This is a genomic window from Proteus sp. G2609 (assembly GCF_963896135.1).
Classification (GTDB): Bacteria; Pseudomonadota; Gammaproteobacteria; order Enterobacterales; family Enterobacteriaceae; genus Proteus; species Proteus mirabilis.
Map to the genome: position 1 here is coordinate 68204 of NZ_CAWQNB010000025.1, position 20802 is coordinate 89005.

Genomic DNA, 20802 nt, shown 5'->3' on the forward strand with positions numbered 1-20802 from the left:
GAATGTTTAAGCTAAAACCTGTTTTCTCATCATGAAGTTTCTATTTAATCATGTCAATCATAATGTGATCTATTTTACTTTAATTTAAAATAATTAGGTTAATGCGGTATTTTTTGTTTTTAACTTAAGTTTTAATTGTGTTTATCTATAAAAATTTCTTTTATTTCAATATGTTTACAATCTCTTGAAGTAAGTTGATAAAAATAGACTTGCCGAACTACTTCATCATGATATGATGATTTATAATTTGTATTTATATGCAAGTGATATTGTTGTTTCATTCTACCTTTGAAGGGAGTTAATTATGGTTTCATTACGCAAGGATCAGACAGTCTCTCTCAGTAAACAAGCCCCTGCACTGAGTCACTTAATGTTTGGTTTAGGCTGGGATCCTATTAAGAAAAAGGGATTTCTCGGTGGACTCTTTGGTGGTAATAATTCGATAGATTTAGATGCAAGTTGTGTATTACTCGATGTAAATGGTAAACAAATCGATACTATTTGGTTTCGTAAACTAAAATCAACTTGTCAGTCCGTTATTCACTCAGGAGATAACTTAACAGGAGAGGGTGATGGTGATGATGAAACTATTTTTGTTGATTTAAATCGTCTTCCTTCATTGGTTGAATATTTGGTTTTCACTGTCAATAGTTTCCGTGGGCAGACTTTTAATGAAGTTGAAAATGCGTTTTGTCGAGTTGTCGATAAAACAACCAATAAAGAGCTTGCTCATTACAAATTAACGGAACAAGGCGCTCATACAGGGATCGTGATTGCCGCTTTACAACGTAATCACGGACAATGGGATTTCACGGCTTTTGGCTCACCTTGTAAAGGGCTTGTCATTGACGAGATGATGCCAGATATTTTGGCGACGGTGGTGCGATAAATGACCCTAACACCTGGCGGAAATATATCCGTACCTGATCAAACGTTAATGGTGCGTATTCACTCAGGCTCACCTGTTGATGTATCTGCATTTAGGCTTTATGCCTCAGGAAAAGTGAACGGTGATGCTGATATGGTGTTTTATGGTCAAACCACTAATGATGACCGTACTATTATTTATGCAACAGCAGGTAATAGCACGTCGTTTACGGTTGACTTAACTCGCTTACGACCGGATGTCGATAGAATTGCTTTTACTGCAACTTGTGAAGGGCAACAAACCATTGCTCATCTACAACATTTGTCTATTCAAGTTGATGCTAACAATAATGTCGTTGCGAACGGCCATGTTGATATCGATGGACGCACTGAAGCGGCATTAATTTTAGGTGAGCTATACCGTCGCAATGGAAGCTGGAAATTTCGGTTTATTGCGCAAGGATTTAACGGTGGATTAAAACCATTGGCGGAATATTTTGGTGTTGATATTGCTGATCCTGAACCAGCACCAGCACCAGCACCAGCACCGAGCTCAGTGAAGTTAAGCAAGGTTTCGCTAACTAAAGAGAAACCTGCAATTAGCTTAACTAAAAAGGATGATTTCGGCAAAATCCGCATTAACCTCGATTGGCATCGAGAAAGTAAAAGCGGTGGCTCCGGGTTATTAGGTGGATTATTTGGTGGTAACAAAGGTATTGATTTAGATATTGGCGCCTTTGTTGAACTACAAGACGGTTATAAGTCAGTGATCCAAGCCTTAGGAAATGGATTCGGTGATTTTAATCGCATGCCTTATGTTGAGTTACAAGGTGATGATCGCACTGGTGATGTAGCGGGTGGCGAGTGGATTTTTATCAATGGACGTGAATGGAAAAATATCAAGCAAGTGCTTATTTTTACTTTTATTTATGAAGGGGTTCCTAACTGGAGTAAAACAGATGGTGTGGTCACTATTCATGTTCCCGAGCAACCCCCTATCGAAACACGTTTAACGGATGGTAATAATGGTCGAGCTATGTGTGCCATCGCACGACTTATTAATGAAAACGGATCAATCAAAGTTGAACGTCTCAATGAATTTTTTAAAGGCCATCGCGATATGGATAATGCCTACGGATGGGGATTTCGCTGGACTGCTGGATCTAAGTGAATACACGAAATAAGGAGAATAAAAATGAGTTTTTTCAATAAATTAAAAGAAGGTTTCAATTCCGGGCGAGCGGAGTTAACTAAGCAAGTCAGTCGTTTTAAAAACAAAAAATTTATGCAAGGTACGGTCGCAGTTTGTGCTCGTATCGCTATTGCCAGCGATGGTGTGAGTTCTGAAGAAAAGCAGAAGATGCTCGGTTTTTTAAAAGCATCAGAAGAGCTTAAAGTCTTTGATACCTCCGAGGTGATCGAATTCTTTAATAAGCTAATTAGCAGTTTTGAATTTGATACTGAAGTCGGTAAAGGTGAAACGATGAAGTATATTCTGGCAATGAAAGATCAGCCAGAAGCTGCACAATTAGCGATCCGTGTCGGTATTGCTGTTGCGAAAAGTGATGGTGATTTTGACAATGACGAAAAAGAGGCGGTGCGTGCTATTGCCGTTGCATTAGGCTTTGAGCCCGCAGAGTTTGATTTGTAATTAATTTTATATAGGGAACCGTTTAGGAATAATTATGGTATCCACACATATTGGTTTTCCGACAGAAACTGTCATTGTTTTTGTTGTACTTGCGATAGGCGCTATTTTTATCGATTTATTTATGCATCGTGCAGATAAGCCGATAACGTTAAAGAATGCTGTTTTTTGGTCAATATTCTGGGTAGTCGTTGCCATGGCATTCGCGGGTTTTTTATACGTCCACCATGGTGCAGAAGTTGCAAGCTTATTCGTGACGGGTTATGCATTAGAGAAAGTACTGTCTGTCGATAACCTATTTGTCATGATGGCGATTTTCTCTTGGTTTGCGGTTCCTGATCGTTTCCGTCACCGCATTCTGTATTGGGGGATCATTGGTGCCATTGTATTCCGTGCGATCTTTGTTGCTATTGGTACCGGCTTATTAAGTTTAGGGCCTTACGTTGAGATAGTCTTTGCTCTGATTGTTGCTTGGACAGCCGTAATGATGCTGAGAAGTGGGAATGATAGTGAAGAAATTGAAGACTATTCACAGCATCTTGCTTATCGCCTAGTAAAACGATTTTTCCCTATATGGCCAAAAATTACTGGACATGCCTTCTTATTAACACAAAAAGAGGTTGATGTAGAGTTAGCAAAACCGGAAAACAAAGACATAACTATCGGGCGAGGTACAAAAGCTGCGTTATATGCGACACCGCTTATGTTGTGTGTGGCGGTGGTAGAGCTTTCTGATGTGATGTTTGCTTTCGATTCGGTGCCTGCAATCATTGCCGTTAGTCGTGAGCCACTGATTGTTTATAGTGCAATGATGTTCGCTATTTTGGGCTTACGTACTCTCTACTTTGTGTTAGAGGCATTAAAACAGTATCTGATTCACCTTGAAAAAGCGGTTATTGCATTGCTGTTCTTTATTGCTGTAAAGCTGGGGCTTAATGCAACAGATCATATTTGGCAGCATGGATATAGCATTTCCGCGACAACCAGCCTATTCGTAGTGCTTGGTGTTCTTGCTCTGGGTATTCTGGCAAGTTTTGTATTCCCAGAAAAAAAGAATAAATAAGGTAAATAATGATAACCGATATTCTTGGGAAATTAGAATATCGCAACATAAATTGAAGAGGTTGAAGATGAGCGTTTCTCTTTCTAAAGGTGGTAATGTTTCTTTAAGCAAAGCAGCCCCAACGATGAAAAACGTCCTAGTCGGACTTGGTTGGGATGCCCGTTCTACAGATGGTCAAGATTTTGACTTAGATGCATCTGCATTTCTGTTAGCCGCTAATGGAAAAGTACGTAGCGATGCCGATTTCATTTTTTATAACAACTTAAGATCTGCCGACGGCTCTGTTGTTCACACTGGTGATAACCGAACAGGTGAAGGTGATGGTGATGATGAAGCACTAAAAATCAAACTAGATACCATCCCCAGTGATGTCGAAAAAATTATCTTTGTAGTGACTATCCATGAAGCGCAAGCGCGTCGTCAAAGCTTTGGTCAGGTATCTGGTGCGTTTATTCGTTTAGTTAATGATGACAACCAAATTGAAGTTGCTCGTTATGATTTAACGGAAGATGCATCAACGGAAACGGCGATGTTATTTGGTGAGTTATATCGTCATAACGGTGAGTGGAAATTCCGTGCTGTAGGCCAAGGATATGCAGGGGGCTTAGGCTCAGTATGTGCGCAATATGGTATTAACGCCTCTTAATCGTATGTTATGAAATCACAAATTACTGGCAGTTATTCCTAATTGCCAGTTTATTCAACACAGTAGGAGCTTTGATATGGCTGTTTCCCTTGTTAAAGGTGGTAATGTTTCGCTAACTAAAGAAGCACCAACCATGACGGTGGCTATGGTTGGTTTAGGATGGGATGCCCGCGTGACAGATGGCGCTGAATTTGATTTAGATGCGTCAGTATTCATGGTCGGTGAAGATGGAAAAGTGCTTTCAGATGCAAGTTTTATCTTCTTTAATAATAAAGTGAGCCAATGTGGTAGTGTTGAACACCAAGGCGATAATCGTACTGGAGAAGGCGAAGGTGATGATGAACAAGTCAAAATCACTTTATCCAAAGTTCCTGCTGAAGTGAAAAAACTGGTTTTTGCTGTCACTATTTACGATGCTGAAAACCGCAAACAAAACTTTGGTATGGTGAGCAACAGTTTTATGCGCGTTTATAATAACGACAATAACACTGAAATTGCACGTTTTGATCTTTCTGAAGATGCCTCTACGGAGACGGCGATGATCTTTGGTGAACTCTATCGTCATGGTTCAGATTGGAAATTTAAAGCAGTAGGCCAAGGTTTTGCGGGTGGTTTAGGCGCACTAGCCGCACAACATGGCGTCAATATTTAATCTTTCGCTAATAAAAGCGCCAAGATGACTAGATAAATAGTTAGTTTATGGATAAAGCGGGAAAATACGTTTCCCGCTTTATTTTTATATAATCACTTATGAGTCTTTTTTAAGCGTTATTTTAATAGGTGATTTTTTTGACTTATTACTTCCTGTGTGGAAATAGCGCCAATGTGGATCTTGTGCAGCATAGAGTAATTCATGATCACCACGTGAATCGCCCCACGCCCTTAAGTGGTATTGAGTAAGATCGCCATAGACACGCTCTAATCGTTTGATTTTTTCGCCACAACGACAGTTATTGCCAATGATTTTTCCTGTCAGCACACCATCAACCACTTCAAGTGTTGTTCCTATTAACTTTATACCGAGTCGATCCGCAAAAGGTTGCAACACCATAGCTGGAGAAGCTGAACAAATGGTCACTTCAGCATGACGGTTAATCTCTTCAGCAACGGCTAATAAACCTGCAGGACGCATTAACTTAGTCCAGTAAGCTTTACAAAAGGCTTCGGCTTTTTCTTTGAGCCATTCTTCTTTGATATCGGTTAAAAAAGTTTTAATCAGCACTTCTTTTAATTCATCACGAGTCAGTTTACGTCTAAAACAACGTAATGTGGGGAATACCATTTTGATAATACGACGAGCAAATTTACGACGCCCAAAGGCAAACTTTAGAAAAGGGATAAAGCTATCGTGATAGGTTAACGTACCATCAAAATCAAACACTGATAATGTTTTTACGGTGTTTTTTGCGTTTTCAAATTGTGGTTGCATAAATATTGAGCTCCGTAAATCATCAGAGTTTATGAGGTAAAGCGCCTATTATATCATTGTTCTCAAAATGAGATAGTATCATCAGTATCTTATTGAAAAAATAAGGTTTTTATTTTTAATCGTTGATGATATTAGTCATATAAAATGAAAATTGATATTGAGCATAAAGAAGAATGTGCTAATTGATAACGGGTTGTGTTTTAAAAGAATTGGTTTGTTTTATTTTATAATATATCAATAATTATAGTAGTTATTAAAAATAACTTATTTTGTTTATGATATAAAAATTTATTTAAAATAAAAATCAATGACCTAGTGCTATCTCTAATAATTAAATAAAAATATCATTATGTCGATAAAAAATAAATCTTATCGATATGCGCATATAGGTATTTTTATCATGAGTATTAAACGAACCGTAAAATTAGGCTCTTCTTTACTGTTATTGATTTTTATTCTATCGTCTGCCTTATCTTCATTTTTTATTTATAAAATGCAAAACAATTTTACTCAAGTTGATGTTTTATCTGCACGTTATGATGATGTTTTGATGGCTCGTTATCAACTGGCTATTATGCGTTCTAATGTCAATTATTTATTACAAGACAAAGATAGTCGTGTCGCAGATCGTAATAAACTTATTCAGCAAAATAAAAAGCTAGCTATTATGGCTAAAAACACCATGGAAACATGGGTTAAAGAGAAGAAAATGACTGTTGCTGCACAAAAAGATGCTGATGATATTTCGACGTTATTTTATAGTCTTATAGATAGATTAGTTTTGGCACCCAATAAATTATCGACAATAGATATAAAATCTAATCAGTTTGATCAAGATTTTGAACATCTTGATCAATTATTTGAAAGGTATATTCAGACTAGAAATAAAAATAGTATCTATCTTACTCATAAACAAGATTCAATGGTTGAGTTTTCTATCTACTCAACAATTATATCATTAATTATTTTATTAATTGTTTTGTACTTTGTGCTTCAGTGGATCAATAAAACTTTTGTCTCTAATCTTAATACATTGTCTGAAATATTAAATAAAGTAGGTAATGCTGACTTGGTTTTTTCTGTACCACAAGTAAAAAATGATGAGTTTGGTAAACTTTTTTCCCGTGTCAGTGATATGCAAAAAGCATTAACCTCGACAATCTTTTCTGTCAAAAAAGAGGCTATGGATATAAAAGGGGGCGCATTTAAAATTGCTTCTGGTAATCAAGAGCTTTCATCTCGTACAGAAGAACAATCCAGTGCGTTACAACAAACCGCTGCCAGTATGGAGCAGATCAAAATAGCCGTTGCTAACAATACCGATAACACAATTGAAGCAAATAATATTATTAATCAATCTACTGACATTGTTATGGATGGCGCTAATGTCATGAAAGAAGCCGTATTATCGATGAAGAAAATAGAACAAGGTGCAGTGAAAGTTGGGGAAATTAATGATGTTATTAATAAATTAGCCAATCAAACTAATATTTTGGCCTTAAATGCCGCCGTAGAAGCAGCAAGAGCAGGCGAACAAGGGCGTGGGTTTACCGTTGTGGCCGCTGAGGTACGGAACTTAGCCGCAAAAAGTGCTGAAGCAGCAAAAGAGATTAGCCAAGTTCTTAAAGCATCTATCAATGATGTTACCTATGGTACAAATTTAGTGAATAAAAGCGGTGAGTGCATGCAAGAGATTGTCTCTTCTATTTCAAAAGTAAACAAAATCATGCAAGGGATTAGTTTAGCGTCTGAAGAGCAACGTCTTGGTGTCGAACAAATTGCAGTAGCAATTAATCAAATGGATACGGTAGTACAACAAAATGCCTCTTTGGTCGATCTCGCCGCCTCTTCTACCATGATGTTAAACGATAAAGCACAAGTACTGATGGATAATGTTGCAGTCTTTAATATTGACGATCTCGAAAAAGAGCCAGAGCAGAAACAAGAGTTAATCAATGAACAAGAATAAACTACCATAATAGTATAAAACATCATCTTTTATCACTGAGGGTGGTGTGTGTAAAACATTTGTGTCGATAATTCTGATTAATGAGTAAATAAAATCTATCCACTGCCGATATATGAATACATTTATGTTATTTAATTACCGGGGTGGATTATTTCATGAGTATTGAAAGAACAGCGAAAGTAGGCTCTATTATACTATTAGCTATTTTCTTAGTGACATCAGCTTTATCATCGTTTTTTATTTATCAAATGCAGGATAATTTTGCTTCATTAAACTCGTTAACTACGAGATTAAATAATGTGCAAGAGGCAAGATATGAACTAGCAACCATACGCTCTCATGTTAACTTTTTAGTCAATATTGGTCATGAAAATTTAGATATGCAAGAAACCAAAGCTCGATTAGTTTCTGAAGCTAAAACATTAGCGGCTAAATCAAAAGAGACAATTAACGCTTGGGAAAGGGAAAGCAAAATCAGTGCTGACGCACAAAGAAACTCAGAACAATTATCGGCACTATTTATCAAACTCGTCGATACTATTATTGCGCCTATTGATACGCTAGCTTATGAAAATATTGATTTATCGAAAGATTTTTCCAAACTTGCTGAGTTGTTTGATGAATACTTAGTGATAACTCAAAATGTTAATGATCAAATTGAAGACGAACAAAAATGGATGTTTCAACTCTTTATTTACACTACATGTATTGCTTTAGTGATACTGATTGGACTGCTTTATTTAGTGATCCGTTGGGTTAATAAAACCTTTCTCTTTAACCTCAATACACTCTCTGCCATTTTGCAAAAAGTGGGAGAAGGGAATTTAAACTTCTCGTTACCCAAAAATAGAAAAGATGAGTTTGGTACACTATTTTCTCATGTCGGTGATATGCAAAATGCACTGACATCGACTATTGGTTTGGTGAAAGAAGAAGCATTAGTGATCAAAAGCGGTTCAGCAGAAATCGCAGCGGGTAATCAAGATCTCTCTTCTCGTACAGAAGAGCAAGCGAGTGCATTGCAACAAACCGCAGCCAGCATGGAAGAGATAAAAATTGCGGTAGTGAATAATACCAATAATGCCGTATTAGCAAACTCTATCACAGCACAAACGCGTGATTTGGCTATCGATGGCGCTAGCATTATGAATGATGCCATTACTTCGATGAAAAAAATTGAAGTCGGTACGTTAAAAGTCGCTGAAATCAATGACGTGGTAAACAATATTGCCAGTCAAACCAATATTCTTGCGTTGAATGCGGCAGTGGAAGCCGCTCGTGCAGGGGAGCAAGGGCGGGGTTTTACAGTTGTTGCAACAGAGGTTCGCAATTTAGCAGCCAGAAGTGCGGAAGCCGCTCGTGAAATTAATCAGATTATTCGAGCTTCTGTGGCGGATGTCGCACATGGTCGTGAACTGGTTAATAAAACCGGTGAGCATATACAAGAAATTGTCACCTCAATTACCAAAGTAAGCGATATCATGCAGGGAATTAGCATTGCATCGGAAGAGCAAAAAGTGGGAATTGAACAAATAGCCGTCGCGATAAATCAAATGGATTCTGTGGTTCAGCAAAATGCGGCTTTAGTAGAACAAGGAGCCACCTCAACCATGATGTTAGATGAAAAAGCACAAAATCTGACCGATAAAGTATCAGTTTTTCAAATCAAAGAATAAGCTTATCTTTAATTAATACATTAATATTTTAGTAAAAATAAACTCACCTTAGTTGCAATATTAGGGTGAGTTTTTTTATTTTATGGCTAATCGATAAGACGACTATTTCTTTTCTCTTCGTTTATTATTGAAAAATAATTATAGACAGCGCAAACTTTAGTGTTGTTAATAGTGCAATATAAAAACAGATAACTATTTCCTTCACCTGCAAATGACGAGGTTATTGCGTATCGATATTAAACAGTTATTTTATTTAATCGCTTTGGATAAAACGCAACATTTTGGTCAAGCTGCCGAAATGTGCCATGTTACGCAACCTACCTTATCAATGCGATTACGTAATTTAGAAAAAGAGCTTGATGTGGTTCTTATCAAGCGTAGCTCTCGCTTTGAGGGATTTACCGAAGAAGGCGAGAAAATATTAAAATGGGCGAAAACTATGCAATCTGCTTACGATGGATTACAAGCAGAAGCCGCTAACTTTCGACAGCAACTATTTGGGCAACTGCGTATAGGTATTGTGCCTTTAACCAATTTAAATCCTATGCTGATGTTGCAGAAAATATCGACACTATTCCCTGAGATAAGTTTTCAGGTGCTCTCAACGAATAGCGAAAATATTATAGATCGTCTTAATAGTAATAGTCTTGATATTGGTATCTGCTATTTGGAAAAAGCGAATACTCAACAGCATGAAATTTATGCATTAAAACAAACGGAGTTAGGACTTTTATTTCATCGCAATCACTTTATGCCTTCAACAAGAATTATCTCGTGGCATGAAGCGGCTAAACAACCATTGGCTTTATTAAATAAAGAGAATCACTTTAGGCAATCCGTGGATTTAGCTTTTCAGCGTTATAACTTACACCCCAAGGTGTTGGTCGAAAGTAGTTCTACATTACATCTTATACAATCAGTTAATGCAGGGTTTTGCGCCTCGATTGTCCCTATTGCTAAAGGTATGGAAAATCTCAGCCAAGATCTAGATGTTGTACCTATTGTTGATGCAACCATTAATGCCCCATTGGGGATTGTGATCCGCAAAGAAGAGCCGCGCTCTATATTAATTGAAAAATGCTTTGCACAAATGCGTACTTACTTAGAAAGTACAGGTCTATAGATGGATAGAGATAAAAAGGCGAGTATTAATAAATAGCTCGCCTTTGTTTTTTGTTTTGCGTATGAATTATGATTAAGCGACTTGTGTTTTTTTATCATAAATTCTGACAGGTATTGCTTTATAAGAGGGGGTTCCACTCTCTTTATCAATATAATCTAATGGTACAAGGACATTGGCTTCTGGGTAATAAGCGGCCACTGTGCCAGGAGCAATGCTAAATGAAACAACAGTTATATTATCTAGCTGTAGTTTTCTATTTTCACTGACCGTTTCAATGGTGATTTTATCACCTTCGTTTAAGCCTCTTGCTATCATATCGACATTATTCATAAACAGTATATCGCGTCTACCAAAAATGCCACGATAGCGATCATCAAGTGCATAAATGGTCGTATTATATTGGTCATGACTACGAATAGTGACTAAACGAAGAACATCATCACCCATGACCATTTTATTCTCTTTCACACCTTTAAATACCGAGAACATGGCTTTACCTGTGGGGGTATCCCAAACTCTCTCAACGGCAAGGAGTGGCATACGGAAACCCCCGGGGACACGAATTCGTTGGTTGTAATTATCAAATCCGGGAATGGTTTTTTCAATCATATCGCGAATAAGATCATAACTTTCCGTAAATCTTAGCCATGGGGTTTTGCTATCTGTCAGTGTTGCAGCAGCCATTTTTGCAACAATGACAGGCTCTGATTTTAATAATGGTGAAGCGGGTGTTAATTTACCAGAAGAGGCATGCACCATTGACATTGAGTCTTCGACCGTGATGGATTGACGACCTAATGCTTGTACATCTAATTCTGTTCTCCCCAAGCAAGGTAATATAAAGGTATTTTTTGCCGTTAATAAATGTGAGCGATTTAATTTAGTGCCGATGTGTACACTTAAATCAAGCTTTCTCATTGCAGCAAATGACTGTTGAGGGTCGGGTAATGCCACGGCAAAATTACCCCCTAAACAAATTAACGCTTTTGCTTTGCCATCAACCATCGCTTGCATTGCGTTAACTGCATCGTGGCCATGTTTATAAGGTGGTTTAAAACCAAAAGTTTGTTCTATTTTTTGTAAAAATTCGACAGATGGTTTTTCTGTGATCCCAACAGTTCGGTTACCTTGCACATTAGAATGCCCACGTAATGGACATATGCCAGCACCCGGCTTACCAATATTCCCTTTCATTAATAACAAATCAGCAATCAGACGCACATTCGCTGTACCTTTGTTATGTTGGGTGATCCCCATACCATAGGTAATAATGGTGGCCGGAGAATTGGCATAAAGGAGTGCGACACTCTCAATATCTGCTTGCGAAAGGCCACTTTCACTTTCAATATCTTGCCAAGAAGTTTGTTTAAGATCTTCAACTACGGCTTCAAAACCTAGTGTATGCTCAGCAATAAAATCGTGGTCGAGAATATCTCCACGCTCATTATCCCACTCAATTAAGGTTTTCATAATGCCTTTTAACGCCGCAGCATCACCACCGGCTTTGACTTGATAATAAGATGAGGCGATATTGGTTGAGCTATAAGTCGCCATCTCAATAACACTTTGAGGGTCGGTAAATCGCTCTAAAGCACGTTCTTTCAATGGATTAAATACAACAATAGGTACACCACGACGAGCTACTTCATGCAGTGTTCCCATCATTCTTGGGTGATTAGTTCCAGGGTTATGTCCAATGGCAATAATGAGTTGAGTGTTATCAAAGTCATCTAAAGAAACTGTGCCTTTACCTATGCCAATCGATTGAGGTAAGCCTACACTAGTCGGTTCATGACACATATTTGAGCAATCAGGAAAATTATTGGTGCCATATTCTCGCGCAAACAGTTGGAATAGATACGCGGCTTCGTTGGAAGCTCTACCTGAGGTGTAGAATTCAACACTATCAGGTGATGGCATATTTCTTAATAGCTCACCAATACGAGTAAATGCTTGCTCCCAAGTCACAGGACGAAGAGTGTCAGTATCTGCATCATAAGCGAGAGGATGGGTTAAACGACCGTAGCCTTCTAATTCGAAGTCTGACTTTGTCAGCAATTCTGTTACGGTATGTTGTGCTAAAAATTCAGGTGTGACTCTTTTTTTTGTTGCTTCCCATGTGACCGCTTTAGCTCCATTTTCACAAAATTGGAAAGTAGAATGATGCTCTTTGTCTGGCCATGCACAGCCGGGGCAATCAAAACCATCAGGCTGATTAGTATTAAGCAATGTTTTAGGTGCAATAAAAGCATCCATTTGAGTGCGTACCGCGATTGCTGTTGCTTTTAATGCCCCCCATCCTCCTGCGGGTCCATTATAGGGTTTCACTCCAGGAATAGGTGATTTTTTCTTACTCATATAGGCATTCCTAAAACGTTAATAATAATATTTAATGATGAATAGTTGGCAGGTGAATATAAAAAGCAATATGGTTATATAATTTAAAATATATTTCTTACTAGGAATAAAGGATATATTCAAACTTGTTAATACCAATAAATAATAAGTTATTGGTATTAAAATTATATAATCTGCAATTCTTCTGTTACTTAAGAAGTTAAAATAATGTAATTATATTGTCAATGAGTAAAATAGGCTAAATGACGCTTTATAACTTTATTTTATATGATGATAGAGCATATCTATCGTGTGATAAAATCAATTTATTTGACTCTCTGTTATTACTTGGTTAAAAATGTTAATACGCTAATGGACAAGTTTTTTAAACTTGATTTATTGAAAAATGACGAAATAACAGTTTGTTGGCTACCATGGTATCGTTATGTGATTTATTGCGTAATGATTTTTTGTTGTTCTCTTTTTTAGTAATTAAGAGAGAGGAATTTAAATAGTATATCTATATAAACTCACTATCTTCAGTTTTTACTTTCTGAAAATAAAGTGAAATTAATCAGCATTCATAATAAAAAACAAATAAGATTTTTGTGAGAAAAATATAATTAGGATAATAGAAAATGAATAAATTTATAGAATATAGATTTATATTGAGAGAGGCATTATGTTTGGATTAGATGCTTTTCACCTAGCAAGAATACAATTCGCGTTTACCGTTTCATTTCATATTATATTCCCTGCTATCACCATAGGATTAGCTAGCTTTCTAGCCCTATTAGAAGGCTTATGGTTAAAAACAAAAGAACCAAGTTACCTTTCTTTATATCAGTTTTGGATAAAAATTTTTGCCGTAAACTTTGGTATGGGTGTGGTATCAGGGTTAGTGATGGCATATCAATTCGGGACTAACTGGAGTGGTTTTTCACAATTTGCCGGTAGTATCACAGGGCCGATGCTAACTTATGAAGTCTTGACCGCCTTTTTCTTAGAAGCGGGATTTCTTGGCATTATGTTGTTTGGTTGGAATAAAGTGGGGCGAAAACTTCACTTCTTTGCAACTTGTATGGTAGCGCTTGGCACATTGATTTCTACTTTTTGGATCTTGTCATCCAATAGTTGGATGCAAACACCACAAGGCTATGCTATTGAAAATGGTGTTGTCGTGCCTGTTGATTGGCTACAGGTCGTGTTTAATCCTTCCTTCCCTTATCGTTTATTGCATATGTCTATTGGGGCTTTTTTAGCCAGTGCTTTATTTATCGCCTCTTGTGCCGCGTGGTTATTATTAAAAGGACAAAATACAGCACCTGTACGAAAAATGTTTTCTATGGCCTTATGGTTAGTACTAATTATTGCCCCCATACAAGCGTTTGTAGGTGATGCTCATGGATTAAATACACTAGAACATCAACCGGCTAAAATCGCAGCTATAGAAGGGCATTGGGATAATGCAACGAAAGAAGCGACTCCGCTGATTTTATTTGGCATCCCAGATATGGCAGAAGAAAAAACAAAATATGCGATTGAAATTCCTTATTTAGGTAGCCTGATCCTTACCCATAGTTTAGATAAGCAAATTCCGGCATTAAAAAGTTTTGCGCCGGAAGATAGACCTAATTCTAGCATTATATTTTGGTCATTTAGAGTCATGGCAGGTTTAGGTATGCTGATGATTTGCTTAGGTTTGTTGAGCGTTATTTTACGTAAGAAGAAAAGACTCTATCACTCACCCCTTTTCTTACGCTTTGCTTTATTAATGGGGCCTACAGGACTGATTGCGATCCTTGCGGGGTGGTTTACCACAGAAATTGGCCGTCAGCCTTGGGTTGTTTATGGTCTACAACGTACCAAAGATGCCGTTTCTGCTCATGGTGATATTCAAATGAGTTTGAGCTTATTGGCCTTTATTTTGGTTTATTTTTCAGTATTTGGCATTGGGTATTTTTATATGGTGCATCTGATGAAGAAAGGCCCTGTAGTGCTTAAATCCGACCAATTAACACAGGGTGAAAAATAATGAATATTGATTTTTCGATGATTTGGTTTGCGATCATTATTTTTGCCACACTTATGTATATTATTGCAGATGGATTTGATCTGGGGATTGGCATTATTTTGCCTTTTACCCGAGATAAAATACAAAGAGATACCATGATTAATAGTGTGGCACCGGTTTGGGACGGCAATGAAACATGGTTAGTATTAGGAGGGGCTGCGCTCTATGGTGCTTTTCCTCTTGCCTACGCAGTTATTATTGATGCGTTAACAATACCACTGACATTGATGCTTATTGGGCTTATTTTCCGTGGTGTGGCATTTGAATTTCGCGTTAATGCACTTCCTAAACATCGCCTATTTTGGGATTCAGCTTTTATTGGTGGCTCTTTTCTTGCTACCTTTTGCCAAGGGATCACAGTAGGTGCAGTTATTAATGGTTTTAATGTGACAGAGCGCCATTTCAGTGGCTCGGCATTGGATTGGTTAACACCATTCCCTATTTTCTGTGGTTTTGCTTTGTTAGTCACTTATGCATTGTTAGGCAGTTCATGGTTGATTATGAAAACAGAGCATCAACTGCATCGTAAAATGTGCACTATAACGGTGTATCTGGCTATTACATTGCTGGTGGTGATTGCAATAGTAAGCTTATGGACACCACTCACACATGCAGATATTGCACAACGCTGGTTTAGTTTACCTAATTTATATTTTTTATTACCTGTTCCGTTGCTCGTATTGGCTTGTGCTTGGGGCATTGTTCGTAGTGCCTATAATTATGGTCATTATCAGCCTTTTCTATTATCGCTTTTATTGGTACTTATTGGTTTTGCAGGATTAGGGATCAGTATCTTTCCTTATATTATTCCACCTTCTATTTCGATTTGGCAGGCGGCAGCACCTGTTTTAAGTCAGCAATTTATGTTAGTTGGAGCGGTTATAATTATTCCTGTGATATTAGCCTATACCAGTTGGAGTTATTATGTATTTCGTGGAAAGGTAAATGCCAATGAAAGTTATCATTAGTCATTTTTTAACAATAAAACCAACGAAAAATAAAGCTCGTTGGTATCAACAAATCGGATGGATGATAATTATTTGGTCTTTAAGTGTATTAAGTCTTGCAATTATCGCCTCATTATTTAAATTATTAATGTACAGCGCAGGAATGAGAACGCATTAATAACATAAAAGATGTATTATTAATAAAAAAGGCAGTGTTATTAATTAACACTGTCTTTTTTATTTGTTTTTATTTTATTAATTACAATAAATTATAATATTGGTCAGGTTTAACTCTGATGGGGAGTGGAGTGATATCTTGCATCTCTAATAAATTCCTTTCTATGGTGTTACATATTGCATTTAATGGTAAGTCATTGGCAGAAACACCGAATGGATCTTCTAACTCTTCAGCTAATGAGTCCCAAGATAAAAAAGTATAAGAGATAAATACGGAAACAAATGGCGTCATATAGTGGAGATCGGCAACCAATGCAAAAGGTAGCAGAGCACAGAATAGATATACCGTACGTTGCAATATGAGCGTATAGGCAAAAGGTACAGGAGTATTTGAAATACGTTCACAGCCACCCAATACATCAGATAAGTTATTAATATCTTTATTAATTGATTGAAAGATAACATCACTTATTACTTTGTTATCTCGCAATTCGCCAATTTTTAGGCCAATATGCAATAAAATCCGATTAGTGGGGTAAGGGCTATTCATTATCTCATCAAATAAAGGTCGGGGTAAGAGGCGATAGAGATCGACCATTGGGTTTGTTTTTCTTAGCTCATGTTTTAGACTCCAACTAAAAGCAATAAGTAGATTAGAAAAGTCACGATTAAATTGTTTATCTTCCGGTAATAAGGCTTTTATATTTCTTAATATGTTGCGATGGGTAATTAACATATTTCCCCATAATGTCCTTGCCTCCACAAGTCGGCTATAACTTGCATTATTTCTAAAACCAAGAAATATTGCGATAGCAATACCTAATAAACTAAATGGGGCAACAGTTAAATGAATACCTAATAACTCATACCATTGATAAACCAAAATAGCGATAATAGACATTGCAATATTAAGACATAAGCGAAAGATTATTTTTGATAGCACTGAACCGTGCCAATCAAATAACCGAAAAAACCAGTGTTGATTAGGACGTATGACCATAATAATAGTGATATAAAAAGAAAGTTTGTTAAGTTATTATCGCAATAAAATAAATAATAATCTAATTAATTCTATTGAAAGATTAAGGTTGTTATATCAACAATATAGTTGATATAGCCCAGTTCGAAAGTTCAGACTTTCATAATACACTTAATTTCTTTCCTCATCTTCAGAAAGGGAATAATTCAAATGCTGAACCAATGGGGTATTTTCAAAAAAAACTTAAGATTTTTAAGTTTGTTTTTGTCCATCACTTCAAACCCTTATAATTCCATTCTCTTTTCTTATGTATTCAATACAAATATTCAAAAGACCTTCAGTGACATAACTCAGAAATGCAAGCTCTTCATCTAGCCACTGGCGTAACTGTTCTTCGGTAACAGAATAAACCTCATTATCAAAAATTTGAGATCCTTCGTTTTCTTCATCAACATAGCACCCGATCACTTCATCAAATAAAACCGTGCCTTTAAACTCGTTATATAAATCCATATCTGTACACATCCGCTCCAGTGGGGGGAATTCCTGCGACCCAAAATAGTCATCCAATTCTTCATTGGTATAAATAGCGGATTTGAGAATATGTTTCCATACATGTTCTGGACAGTATTTTTTTGTATTAATTAAACTAAATCGTTCTAGCCCGCTTTCTTCGATGGGTTCTGGATAGATAGTAATGAAAGCGGAGTATGTAAAAGTAAATTTTTTGCGTAATAGCTCCATTAATAACGGATTTACTTTTTCATATTTTTCATAATCAGTGTGTAGGGATTCAAGCATTGTTCTTAATGTTATGAGACATTGGCATTTTTCAAAAAGAGTTTTGCTTATTGTTGTTGCATAAACAGCTTGCTTTGCTTCTTTTTCATAATCTTCAATATTGTTATACTCTTTGAAGGTTTTAAAATCCTTTTCAGTTATTGTGTTTTTTCTTGCCAACCATAAAACTCTAATCCTGCAAATAACCATCAAAACAATTAGAAACAACAAAAAACCAAGAAAAAAATACATACCGACCCTTATAAAATAATAATTACAATTTTTTATAATAATATAATACTTACCTTAAATTAATTATATTTTTTATGTAGTTAACAAAACAAAAATCTGGTTTTTATATTGGGACGATTTACCTACATCTCCATCAAATTTCGTCAGTAGTAAGGAGGGGGATACTGAAAGTCCTGAGTAATAAACCACAGGGGATCTGTATATGCTGAGCACAGTTTGTCACAAATACACCAAACTACATGGTCGGTTTTGTGATTCGCTTCCGCGTGCTGGCGAACTGTCCGTTAAGCTGGTGGCTATATAGATTTTTGAAACTGAAATGAATTACAAATATATTGGGGAAAATTAGCATGACATACTTTGAGAAAATAAAAGTCGTCGTAGCATATCACGGAAAAAATTAGGGCAGTAAAAAATCTCAGAGGACAAAAAGGGGGCAATGACTATTAGATACAAAAAAGCCACTTTTCTCAAAGTGGCTTAATATGCTGATTTAACAGCTAAAATTTGGTGGCCCCTACTGGACTTGAACCAGTGACCAATCGATTATGAGTCGACTGCTCTAACCAACTGAGCTAAGGGGCCTTAATGGTGTGAGATTATACGTGCCATTTGAGGCGAGGTCTAGCCTTTGTGTGACTGTATGCGCAATTTGTGTTCAATATAGAGCAGAAAAAATAAATTAAATAATAATCTTTTATTTCAATGAGATAGTTTAAAAAGAAAGACTTGATGAGTAAAAAATAGACAAGAGTAAAAATAAAAGGGTGATTTTTTGTAAATAGAGGTAGAAAAAATCAGCAGATTTTTAGCGAAAACGATAGCGGTTACTTAAGATAGACCAAAAAGAGAATAGGGATGATAAAAGTAAATTATCAGCGCTGAAAACAGATATGGTTTAGACCAGATAATAAAAAACGCCTGTGAGTCACAGGCGTTTGTATTACTACCAAAATCAAAGAGATTGATTATTCATCAAGGAAGCTACGTAGCACTTCAGAACGGCTTGGGTGGCGTAATTTACGCAACGCTTTTGCTTCAATCTGACGGATACGTTCACGGGTAACATCAAATTGTTTACCCACTTCTTCCAATGTATGGTCGGTATTCATATCGATACCAAAGCGCATACGCAGGACTTTAGCTTCACGCAGTGTTAAACCACCTAATACTTCGTGTGTCGCTGAACGTAAGCTTTCTGATGTTGCTGAATCCAGAGGTAATTCGAGGGTAGTATCCTCGATAAAATCACCTAAATGTGAATCTTCATCGTCACCAATTGGGGTTTCCATGGAGATAGGCTCTTTAGCGATTTTTAGTACCTTACGGATTTTATCTTCAGGCATTAACATACGTTCTGCAAGCTCTTCTGGTGAAGGCTCACGTCCCATCTCTTGCAACATTTGGCGTGAGATACGGTTTAGCTTATTAATCGTTTCAATCATATGTACCGGAATACGAATGGTACGTGCCTGATCGGCGATTGAACGAGTAATAGCCTGACGGATCCACCATGTTGCATAAGTTGAGAACTTATAACCACGACGATATTCAAATTTATCAACCGCTTTCATTAGACCAATATTCCCTTCCTGGATCAGGTCAAGGAACTGTAGGCCACGGTTGGTATATTTTTTCGCGATAGAGATAACTAAACGTAAGTTCGCTTCGACCATCTCTTTTTTCGCACGGCGTGCTTTTGCTTCACCGATAGACATACGACGGTTAATATCTTTAACCTGTTCGATTGTCAGTCCTGTTTCAACTTCAATTTGCTGTAACTTTTGTAAGCTACGTTGTACTTCTTCTTCAATACCTGCCAGTTTTTCAGACCAAGGTTTATTCATCGCACGAGCGGCAGTAAACCATGTGTCGTTAGTTTCATTTCCTGTAAACAGAGTAATGAAGTTTTTCTTAGGCATTTTGACCTGATCAACACAAAGACGCATGATGTGACGCTCTTGAGCACGAACTCTGTCCATCATTTCACGCATGTTGTTAACCAGATAATCAAACTGTTTTGGCACTAAGCGGAACTGTTTGAAAATTTCTGATAACTGTAAAATTTCCAGTTCGGTATCTTTATGATTACGACCTTTGGCCTTAATAGATTGACGCGTTTTTTCGTACTGTTCACGAAGCTCGGTGAATTTTTGGCGAGCAAGTTCAGGATCGATGCTGTTATCATCATCGCTATCGCTGTCTGTGTCGCTATCTTCATCTTCGTCTTCATCTTCGTCATCGGCGCTGTTGTCGATTTCATCGTCGTCTTTGCCTAAATTGACATCATCACTTTCTGCCACTTCTTCGGCATTAGGGTCAATAAAGGCAGTAATTAAATCAGAAAGACGCGCTTCACCGGCTTCAACACGATCATATTGTTCAAGAAGATAAGTGATTGCTTCAGGATATTCAGCAACTGAGCATTGAACTTGGTTAATACCATCTTCAATGCGTTTTGCGATATCAATTTCACCTTCCCGGGTGAGCAGTTCAACGGTTCCCATTTCGCGCATATACATACGCACAGGATCGGTTGTACGGCCAATTTCAGATTCTACACTAGAAAGTACCTGAGCAGCGGCTTCGACAGCATCATCATCAGTGTCATTTGAATTTTCTGCCAACATCAGATCATCGGCATCAGGTGCTTCTTCCATGACCTGAATGCCCATGTCGTTAATCATCTGGATGATGTCTTCGATTTGATCTGAATCGACGATATCTTCCGGCAGATGGTCATTGACCTCAGCATAGGTCAGGTAGCCTTGCTCCTTACCTTTCGTAACAAGTAGCTTCAGCTGTGACTGCGGGTTTTGCTCCATAAGACGGTAT

Annotated in this window: 17 protein-coding genes and 1 tRNA gene; 12 read left to right on the forward strand and 6 right to left on the reverse strand. The window is 37.2% G+C overall.

Annotated features, from left to right (window positions below):
• Positions 1–304 precede the first annotated feature (304 nt).
• The 6 genes from AACV01_RS06885 (at position 305) to AACV01_RS06910 (ending at position 4876) form a co-directional block, all read left to right on the forward strand.
• Entirely contained in the window at positions 305–889 is a 585-nt protein-coding gene (locus tag AACV01_RS06885; RefSeq protein ID WP_004245609.1) for a TerD family protein, read from the forward strand.
• Positions 890–2038 carry a TerD family protein gene (locus AACV01_RS06890; RefSeq protein ID WP_041701272.1) on the forward strand — a complete coding sequence of 383 codons (1149 nt, stop codon included), beginning with the start codon at positions 890–892 and terminating at the stop codon, positions 2036–2038.
• A gap of 24 nt (positions 2039–2062) precedes the next feature.
• Positions 2063–2518, forward strand: coding sequence for a tellurite resistance TerB family protein (locus AACV01_RS06895; protein ID WP_004245607.1), 456 nt, complete (start codon positions 2063–2065; stop codon positions 2516–2518).
• A 34-nt stretch (positions 2519–2552) separates the two neighbouring features.
• Entirely contained in the window at positions 2553–3578 is a 1026-nt protein-coding gene (locus tag AACV01_RS06900) for a TerC/Alx family metal homeostasis membrane protein (RefSeq protein WP_004245605.1), read from the forward strand.
• Between the two features lie 67 nt (positions 3579–3645).
• A complete protein-coding gene (terD, locus tag AACV01_RS06905; protein ID WP_004249446.1) occupies positions 3646–4224 on the forward strand; it encodes a tellurium resistance membrane protein TerD in 579 nt (192 codons plus the stop codon).
• A 76-nt stretch (positions 4225–4300) separates the two neighbouring features.
• Positions 4301–4876 (forward strand): TerD family protein, encoded by a 576-nt coding sequence (locus AACV01_RS06910; protein ID WP_004245603.1) that lies wholly within the window; start codon positions 4301–4303, stop codon positions 4874–4876.
• Positions 4877–4972: 96 nt separating this feature from the next.
• Here the strand turns inward: AACV01_RS06910 and AACV01_RS06915 are convergent, their stop codons facing one another.
• Positions 4973–5653 (reverse strand): HAD family hydrolase, encoded by a 681-nt coding sequence (locus AACV01_RS06915; RefSeq protein WP_004245602.1) that lies wholly within the window; start codon positions 5651–5653, stop codon positions 4973–4975.
• Positions 5654–6053: 400 nt separating this feature from the next.
• Between AACV01_RS06915 and AACV01_RS06920 the strand changes: the two genes are divergently transcribed.
• The 3 genes from AACV01_RS06920 (at position 6054) to AACV01_RS06930 (ending at position 10421) form a co-directional block, all read left to right on the forward strand.
• Positions 6054–7622: a methyl-accepting chemotaxis protein gene (locus AACV01_RS06920; protein ID WP_046334925.1), complete on the forward strand. Its 1569-nt coding sequence runs from the start codon at positions 6054–6056 to the stop codon at positions 7620–7622.
• A gap of 155 nt (positions 7623–7777) precedes the next feature.
• A complete protein-coding gene (locus AACV01_RS06925) occupies positions 7778–9298 on the forward strand; it encodes a methyl-accepting chemotaxis protein (RefSeq protein ID WP_036907414.1) in 1521 nt (506 codons plus the stop codon).
• Positions 9299–9509: 211 nt separating this feature from the next.
• Positions 9510–10421 carry a LysR family transcriptional regulator gene (locus AACV01_RS06930; protein WP_161682619.1) on the forward strand — a complete coding sequence of 304 codons (912 nt, stop codon included), beginning with the start codon at positions 9510–9512 and terminating at the stop codon, positions 10419–10421.
• Between the two features lie 72 nt (positions 10422–10493).
• Here the strand turns inward: AACV01_RS06930 and AACV01_RS06935 are convergent, their stop codons facing one another.
• Positions 10494–12779 (reverse strand): FdhF/YdeP family oxidoreductase, encoded by a 2286-nt coding sequence (locus AACV01_RS06935; protein WP_161682621.1) that lies wholly within the window; start codon positions 12777–12779, stop codon positions 10494–10496.
• Between the two features lie 661 nt (positions 12780–13440).
• Here AACV01_RS06935 and AACV01_RS06940 point away from each other — a divergent pair.
• From AACV01_RS06940 to AACV01_RS06950, 3 genes are read left to right on the forward strand one after another with little or no spacing between them, the layout of a single operon-like run.
• Positions 13441–14793, forward strand: a complete 1353-nt coding sequence (locus tag AACV01_RS06940; RefSeq protein WP_004250206.1) for a cytochrome ubiquinol oxidase subunit I — start codon at positions 13441–13443, stop codon at positions 14791–14793.
• Positions 14793–15800, forward strand: a complete 1008-nt coding sequence (cydB, locus tag AACV01_RS06945) for a cytochrome d ubiquinol oxidase subunit II (RefSeq protein WP_012368333.1) — start codon at positions 14793–14795, stop codon at positions 15798–15800. Before AACV01_RS06940 ends, cydB begins: the two co-directional genes overlap by 1 nt.
• Positions 15778–15957 carry a DUF2474 domain-containing protein gene (locus AACV01_RS06950; RefSeq protein WP_012368332.1) on the forward strand — a complete coding sequence of 60 codons (180 nt, stop codon included), beginning with the start codon at positions 15778–15780 and terminating at the stop codon, positions 15955–15957. Before cydB ends, AACV01_RS06950 begins: the two co-directional genes overlap by 23 nt.
• Before the next feature lie 81 nt (positions 15958–16038).
• On the opposite strand, the gene AACV01_RS06955 is transcribed toward AACV01_RS06950, so the two are convergent.
• The 4 genes from AACV01_RS06955 to rpoD form a co-directional block, all read right to left on the reverse strand.
• On the reverse strand, positions 16039–16956 hold the full coding sequence (locus AACV01_RS06955) for a bestrophin family protein (protein ID WP_004249454.1): 918 nt from the start codon (positions 16954–16956) through the stop codon (positions 16039–16041).
• Between the two features lie 255 nt (positions 16957–17211).
• On the reverse strand, positions 17212–17967 hold the full coding sequence (locus AACV01_RS06960) for a DNA-binding protein (protein ID WP_104836732.1): 756 nt from the start codon (positions 17965–17967) through the stop codon (positions 17212–17214).
• A 508-nt stretch (positions 17968–18475) separates the two neighbouring features.
• Positions 18476–18552 (reverse strand) — tRNA-Ile (locus tag AACV01_RS06965).
• A 383-nt stretch (positions 18553–18935) separates the two neighbouring features.
• Entirely contained in the window at positions 18936–20792 is a 1857-nt protein-coding gene (gene rpoD, locus AACV01_RS06970) for an RNA polymerase sigma factor RpoD (protein ID WP_004245586.1), read from the reverse strand.
• Positions 20793–20802: the final 10 nt, after the last annotated feature.

Excerpts from the sequence above, each read along its gene's own strand:
- AACV01_RS06920 (WP_046334925.1), top strand. The coding sequence starts at position 6,054 with ATGAGTATTAAACGAACCGTAAAATTAGGCTCTTCTTTACTGTTATTG.
- AACV01_RS06885 (WP_004245609.1), top strand. The coding sequence starts at position 305 with ATGGTTTCATTACGCAAGGATCAGACAGTCTCTCTCAGTAAACAAGCC.
- AACV01_RS06940 (WP_004250206.1), top strand. The coding sequence starts at position 13,441 with ATGTTTGGATTAGATGCTTTTCACCTAGCAAGAATACAATTCGCGTTT.
- AACV01_RS06930 (WP_161682619.1), top strand. The coding sequence starts at position 9,510 with ATGACGAGGTTATTGCGTATCGATATTAAACAGTTATTTTATTTAATC.
- terD (WP_004249446.1), top strand. The coding sequence starts at position 3,646 with ATGAGCGTTTCTCTTTCTAAAGGTGGTAATGTTTCTTTAAGCAAAGCA.
- AACV01_RS06895 (WP_004245607.1), top strand. The coding sequence starts at position 2,063 with ATGAGTTTTTTCAATAAATTAAAAGAAGGTTTCAATTCCGGGCGAGCG.
- AACV01_RS06915 (WP_004245602.1), bottom strand. The coding sequence starts at position 5,653 with ATGCAACCACAATTTGAAAACGCAAAAAACACCGTAAAAACATTATCA.
- rpoD (WP_004245586.1), bottom strand. The coding sequence starts at position 20,792 with ATGGAGCAAAACCCGCAGTCACAGCTGAAGCTACTTGTTACGAAAGGT.
- AACV01_RS06955 (WP_004249454.1), bottom strand. The coding sequence starts at position 16,956 with ATGGTCATACGTCCTAATCAACACTGGTTTTTTCGGTTATTTGATTGG.
- AACV01_RS06925 (WP_036907414.1), top strand. The coding sequence starts at position 7,778 with ATGAGTATTGAAAGAACAGCGAAAGTAGGCTCTATTATACTATTAGCT.
- AACV01_RS06935 (WP_161682621.1), bottom strand. The coding sequence starts at position 12,779 with ATGAGTAAGAAAAAATCACCTATTCCTGGAGTGAAACCCTATAATGGA.
- AACV01_RS06960 (WP_104836732.1), bottom strand. The coding sequence starts at position 17,967 with ATGTATTTTTTTCTTGGTTTTTTGTTGTTTCTAATTGTTTTGATGGTT.
- AACV01_RS06890 (WP_041701272.1), top strand. The coding sequence starts at position 890 with ATGACCCTAACACCTGGCGGAAATATATCCGTACCTGATCAAACGTTA.
- cydB (WP_012368333.1), top strand. The coding sequence starts at position 14,793 with ATGAATATTGATTTTTCGATGATTTGGTTTGCGATCATTATTTTTGCC.
- AACV01_RS06910 (WP_004245603.1), top strand. The coding sequence starts at position 4,301 with ATGGCTGTTTCCCTTGTTAAAGGTGGTAATGTTTCGCTAACTAAAGAA.
- AACV01_RS06900 (WP_004245605.1), top strand. The coding sequence starts at position 2,553 with ATGGTATCCACACATATTGGTTTTCCGACAGAAACTGTCATTGTTTTT.
- AACV01_RS06950 (WP_012368332.1), top strand. The coding sequence starts at position 15,778 with ATGCCAATGAAAGTTATCATTAGTCATTTTTTAACAATAAAACCAACG.